Genomic DNA, 5,457 nt, shown 5'->3' with positions numbered 1-5,457 from the left:
GTGCTGGTGCTGGGCGGCGTGGCCTTGCTGATCTCGCGCACCCGGCTCGGGCTGTTCGTGCGCGGCGTCACGCAGAACCGCCGCATGGCCGCCTGCATGGGCGTCGACACCGCGCGCGTGGACACCTACGCGTTCGCGCTCGGCTCCGGCATCGCCGGCCTCGCCGGCTGCGCGTTGTCGCAGATCGGCAATGTGGGCCCCGATCTCGGCCAGGGCTACATCGTCGATTCGTTCATGGTCGTGGTGCTCGGCGGCGTCGGCCAGCTGGCGGGCACCGTCTACGCGGCGCTCGGCCTGGGCGTGCTCAACAAGCTGCTCGAAGGCTGGCAGGGCGCCGTGCTCGCGAAGATCATGGTGCTGGTCTTCATCGTCATCTTCATCCAGAAGCGGCCGCAAGGCATCTTCGCGATGAAAGGCCGGAGTGCCGAAGCATGAGCGCAATCCTTCCCACACCCGCGCGGCCGGTCGGACCTTCGACCTCGCTGCTGTCGATGAAGGCCTGGAGCGGCGTCTTCGCTGCGCTGGTCTGCGTCGTCGTGCTGGCGCCGGTGCTGAACCTCGCCGTGCCGGCCGGCAATGCGCTGCACCTGAGCGACTACGCGATCAGCCTGGTCGGCAAGATCATGTGCTACGCGATCTGCGCGCTGGCGATGGACCTGATCTGGGGCTACACCGGCATCCTGTCGCTCGGCCACGGCGTGTTCTTCGCGCTCGGCGGCTACGCGATGGGCATGTACCTGATGCGCCAGATCGGGCGCGACGGCAACTACCAGTCCGACCTGCCCGACTTCATGGTGTTCCTCGACTGGAAGACGCTGCCGTGGCACTGGGCCTTCAGCGACAGCTTCATCGCGACGCTGCTGCTGATCGTGTTGGTGCCGGGGCTGCTCGCGTTCGTGTTCGGCTTCTTCGCGTTCCGTTCGCGCATCAAGGGCGTGTACTTCTCGATCATCACGCAGGCGATGACGTACGCGGCGATGCTGCTGTTCTTCCGCAACGAGACCGGCTTCGGCGGCAACAACGGCTTCACCGACTTCAAGCGCATCCTCGGCCACCCGATCGCGACGCCGTCGATGCGGATGACGCTGTTCGTGCTGAGCGGCCTGGCGCTGATCGGCTTCTTCCTGCTTGCCCGCTGGCTGGTGGGCAGCAAGTTCGGCCGCGTGCTGCAGGCGATCCGCGATGCCGAGAGCCGCGTGATGTTCACCGGCTACGACCCGCTGCGCTACAAGCTGTGCATCTGGGTGATCTCGGCGGTGATGTGCGGCATCGCGGGCGCGCTCTACGTGCCGCAGGTGGGCATCATCAACCCGGGCGAGATGTCGCCGGCGGCGAGCATCGAGATCGCGATCTGGGCGGCGGTGGGCGGGCGCGGCACGCTGGTCGGGCCGATCTTGGGCGCGTTCTTCGTCAATGGCGCAAAAAGTTGGTTTACGCAAGTGTTCCCCGAGTTCTGGTTGTACTTCCTCGGCGCGCTGTTCATCGCGGTGACGCTGTTCCTGCCGCAGGGCATCGTCGGGCTGGCGCGCAAGCTGGGCGGCAAGGACAAGAGCGAGGTGAAGGCATGACGCCCGAGCTGATGGAGGCCGGCGCACGCGTGCGCGAGGCGCTGGCGAACAGGCAGCAGGGCGGCCCCGGCACCTCGGGCGGGCGAACGGCGAGCTATGGCAGCGTGGTCGAGGAGGGCGTGCTCGACACCCGGCACGGCGCGATCCTGTACCTGGACGACATCACCGTCAGCTTCGACGGTTTCAAGGCGCTGAACGCGCTGTCGCTGAGCATCAGCGCCGGCGAGCTGCGCTGCATCATCGGCCCGAACGGCGCCGGCAAGACGACGATGATGGACGTCATCACCGGCAAGACCCGGCCCGATGCCGGCAAGGCCTTCTTCGGCTCGACCATCGACCTGCTGCGGCTGCGCGAGAACGAGATCGCGTCGATCGGCATCGGCCGCAAGTTCCAGAAGCCCACCGTGTTCGAGCAGCTGACGGTGTTCGAGAACCTGGAGCTCGCGCTGAAGGCCGACCGCGGCGTGCGCTCGTCGATGTTCTTCCGGCTGAACGGCGAGCAGCTCGACCGCATCGGCGCGATGCTGGCGCTGATCCACCTGAAGGATGGCGCGCAGCGCGTCGCCGGGCTGCTGTCGCACGGGCAGAAGCAGTGGCTGGAGATCGGCATGCTGCTGATGCAGGACCCGAAGCTGCTGCTGCTCGACGAGCCGGTGGCCGGCATGACCGACGAAGAGACCGAGCGCACCGCCGAGCTGTTCCTGTCGCTCGAAGGCAGCCACTCGCTGGTGGTGGTCGAGCACGACATGAAGTTCATCGGCGAGCTGACGCAGAACGGACGCAACGGCAAGAAGGTGACGGTGCTGCACGAGGGCAGCGTGCTGGCCGAAGGGCTGCTGTCGGAAGTCCAATCCAACGACAAGGTCGTCGAGGTCTACCTGGGCCGCTGAATCATGTTGAAAGTCGAAGGCATCAACCAGTACTACGGGGGGTCGCACATCCTGCGCAACCTCGGCTTCGAGGCGAAGCTCGGCGAGGTGACCGTGGTGCTCGGCCGCAACGGCGTGGGCAAGACGACGCTGCTGAAGAGCCTGATGGGCGTGGTGCCGGTGAAGACCGGCGGCATCCAGCTCGATGGCCAGGACATCACGCACGACACGCCGTACGAGCGGGTGCGCAAGGGCGTGGGCTACGTGCCGCAGGGCCGCGAGATCTTCGGCCGGCTGACGGTCGACGAGAACCTGCGCATGGGCCTCGCGTACAAGCGCGGCGGCACGCCGGTGCCGGCCGAGCTGTTCGAGCTGTTCCCGGTGCTCAAGCAGATGATCAACCGCCGCGGCGGCGATCTCTCGGGCGGGCAGCAGCAGCAGCTGGCGATCGCGCGCGCGCTGGCGGCCGGGCCGAAGCTGCTGATCCTCGACGAGCCGACCGAAGGCATCCAGCCGAGCATCATCAAGGACATCGGCCGCGTGATCCGCATGCTGGCCGACCGCAAGACGATGGCCATCGTGCTGGTCGAGCAGTACTACGACTTCGCGGCCGAGCTCGCCGACCAGTACCTGGTGATGGAGCGCGGCGAGATCATCCAGCGCGGGCGCGGGCAGAACATGGAAGCCGAGGGCGTGCGGGACCGGATGTCGATCTAGCCGCGCGTCACGCCTACTGCCCCGAGAAATACACCCGCCGCAACGCCCGGTCCGACCCCGCCTTGAAGTAGCTCTGCCCCGCACCGCCGCCGCCGTGGATCCAGTCCGGCGACGGCACCAGGTACTTGCGCAGCAAGGCATTCGCCGGCGAGGTCGCGTCCTTGAACTGCAGCGACTCGCGGAAGGCGTAGTGCGTGAACAGCCGCATGAACTCGCCGAGGTAGACATCGGCCACCGCGGTGTCGCCGCGGATCACCAGCATGTTCTCGTCGTTGTCGGTGGTCGATGCCGCCGAGAAGTTGGCCGAGCCCACCACCACGGTCGGCGTGTCRCCGAGCGGGTCCACCAGCATGTACTTCGTGTGCACGTACAGCACGTGCGCCTCGTCGGCGATGCGGTCGAGCTCGGCCAGCCAGCGGTCGAACAGGTTCAGCTCGACCCGGTTGCCCACGGCCACCGTCACGTTCGGATGCCGGCGGATGCGGTCGACCTCGGCGGCCTGCGCCTTGTAGGTCTTGCCGGTGCCCTTCTTCTCCATCAGCGCGAAGCGCAGCACGCCGTCGGTCTTGTCGTACGAGGGCACGAAGCGGCTGTTCATGCCGAAGGCGAAGGTCATGAACACGCCGCGCTGCGCACCGGCCGCCAGGCCCGCGTACCAGTCGAGCGCCTCCAGGCCGAGCCGCGGCGAGAACAACGCGTCCAGCGGCGAGCCGTCGGCCGGCAGCGGCGACAGGGCCTCGTCCTTCGTCGCGGTCGGCTTGCGCGTCTCGTCACGGTCGAGCAGCAGCCAGTACTGGTGGTACCGGGCCGCGATCGCGTCGTCGCGCACGATGTGCGCATTGTTCGAATGGCCGAACATGCCGTTCACGCTCAGGTTGGTGGAGCCGGTCCAGACCTGCTTCGGCACGCCCGCCTGCCGCAGCACCAGGAACTTGTTGTGCGCGAACCCGCCCGAGTGCTCGCGCGACTTGACCATGCCGTCCATGCCCTGGCCTTCCAGCGCCTTTTCGTTGCCCTCGCCCTGGCTGTCGCCGTCGTAGAGCACCGAGACGACGGCGCCGCGCGCCTTCGCGGCCTTCAGTGCGGTGTAGATGCGCGGGCTCTTGAACTCGAAGAACGCGCCCAGCAGTTCATCGCCGGCCTGGGCCTGGGCGATGTAGTTCTCCAGGCCTTCGACCAGCCCGCGCGACAGCCAGTTGAACGCCGACGGCCCCACCTCGTCCGGCCGCCGGTTCTGGAAACGCCGCGCGTACTCCTGCGAGGCGATCGCGCCGCGGTTGAAGAAGACCGCGTGCCTGCCCTGGTCGACGCGCTCGGTCGCCACCGCCAGGTCGACCTCGGGCCCGCGCGCGAGCGCACCCGGGCTGCCGCTCATCGCGACGATCGTGTAGACGTAGCGCTCGTCGGGCGAGGCGCTGTAGTCCGCCCACTGGAAGGTCTGCAGCGGGTGCAGGAAGCTCGTCACCGGCTCGCCGGGCACCGGGTACGGCTCGACCTGCTCGAAGGTCTTCATGCCCGACAGCCAGATGCGCTCGCCGTCGCGCTCGCGCAGCCGCCGCACCGCGAAGCCCAGCACGCCTTGCGCGAGCATCGCCGCCTCGGGCATGTCCCAGCCCAGCAACACCACGTAGGTGCCTGCCACGGCCATCGCGGTCAGGCCGCCGTTCTCGTTGCGCACGCGCATGCTGCTCTCCCGGTTGTCACGCACGGGCACGGTGCCCCGGAACGGCGCGCCCGTCATCCTCCAGATGGTGGACGCCRGGACGGCCGAACGGGCCAGCCTCTCAGCGCCGAGCCGCTTCCAGCGCCGCGAACGCGGTGATCAGCAGCTGCACGGCCAGCACGTCGGCGGCGTATTGCACCGACACGTCGCTGCGCGGCCCGAGCAGGTTCCACAGCACCGGCACGCTGATCGACAGCGTGTAGACCGACCACACGAGGAACCAGGCGAGCGCCATCGGATTGCGTCCGCGCATCCACTGGCCGAGCCCCGGCAGCAGCGCCGAGGCAAGCACGGCCCACCAGTGCGGCGTGGCCGCGATGCGGCGCCGCGAGCGGCTGCCGCTGCGCGCATGCCACACCAGCGTGATCGCGGCGACCACGCCGCCGATGGCCGCGGCGACCAGCGCCTGGTGCAGCCACGTCAGCCGCTGCTGCAGCTGCGCCGCCTCCTGCAGTTCGCGCCGGCTGTCGGCATCGCCGAACGGCGGCAGCGGCTCGTGCGCCACGCTCCAGCGCAGCACCGAGCGGCTCTGGCCGTCGACCACCAGCAGGTCGCGCCCGAGCCAGCCGAGGTCGCGCGG

Annotated in this window: 6 protein-coding genes; 4 read left to right on the top strand and 2 right to left on the bottom strand. The window is 68.6% G+C overall.

The window, feature by feature from the left end; all coding sequences use genetic code 11:
* The 4 genes from AC1D12_RS23465 to urtE form a co-directional block, all read left to right on the top strand.
* On the top strand, positions 1 to 435 hold a 435-nt coding region (locus tag AC1D12_RS23465), incomplete at its 5' end, for an ABC transporter permease subunit (protein ID WP_477843188.1).
* Positions 432 to 1,568: an urea ABC transporter permease subunit UrtC gene (gene urtC, locus AC1D12_RS23460; protein WP_477843186.1), complete on the top strand. Its 1,137-nt coding sequence runs from the start codon at positions 432 to 434 to the stop codon at positions 1,566 to 1,568. The genes AC1D12_RS23465 and urtC, both read left to right, overlap by 4 nt.
* Positions 1,565 to 2,458: an urea ABC transporter ATP-binding protein UrtD gene (urtD, locus tag AC1D12_RS23455; protein ID WP_477827724.1), complete on the top strand. Its 894-nt coding sequence runs from the start codon at positions 1,565 to 1,567 to the stop codon at positions 2,456 to 2,458. The genes urtC and urtD overlap by 4 nt, the downstream gene beginning before the upstream one ends.
* 3 nt (positions 2,459 to 2,461) lie before the next feature.
* Positions 2,462 to 3,154 carry an urea ABC transporter ATP-binding subunit UrtE gene (gene urtE / locus AC1D12_RS23450; protein WP_047499964.1) on the top strand — a complete coding sequence of 231 codons (693 nt, stop codon included), beginning with the start codon at positions 2,462 to 2,464 and terminating at the stop codon, positions 3,152 to 3,154.
* Positions 3,155 to 3,167: 13 nt separating this feature from the next.
* Here urtE and AC1D12_RS23445 read toward each other — a convergent pair whose 3' ends face one another.
* Positions 3,168 to 4,838 (bottom strand): phospholipase D-like domain-containing protein, encoded by a 1,671-nt coding sequence (locus AC1D12_RS23445; RefSeq protein WP_477843183.1) that lies wholly within the window; start codon positions 4,836 to 4,838, stop codon positions 3,168 to 3,170.
* A 100-nt stretch (positions 4,839 to 4,938) separates the two neighbouring features.
* Positions 4,939 to 5,457, bottom strand: a 519-nt coding sequence (locus tag AC1D12_RS23440) for a hypothetical protein (protein WP_477843181.1), incomplete at its 5' end; no start/stop codon positions are given.

The sequence above is a fragment of the Rhizobacter sp. P1_G5 genome, assembly GCF_056405435.1.
This window is presented reverse-complemented; position numbering and strand designations above follow the sequence as displayed.

What these genes read in the sequence shown, in the direction of transcription:
- urtC (WP_477843186.1), top strand. Translation starts at nt 432, where the DNA reads ATGAGCGCAATCCTTCCCACACCCGCGCGGCCGGTCGGACCTTCGACC.
- urtD (WP_477827724.1), top strand. Translation starts at nt 1,565, where the DNA reads ATGACGCCCGAGCTGATGGAGGCCGGCGCACGCGTGCGCGAGGCGCTG.
- urtE (WP_047499964.1), top strand. Translation starts at nt 2,462, where the DNA reads ATGTTGAAAGTCGAAGGCATCAACCAGTACTACGGGGGGTCGCACATC.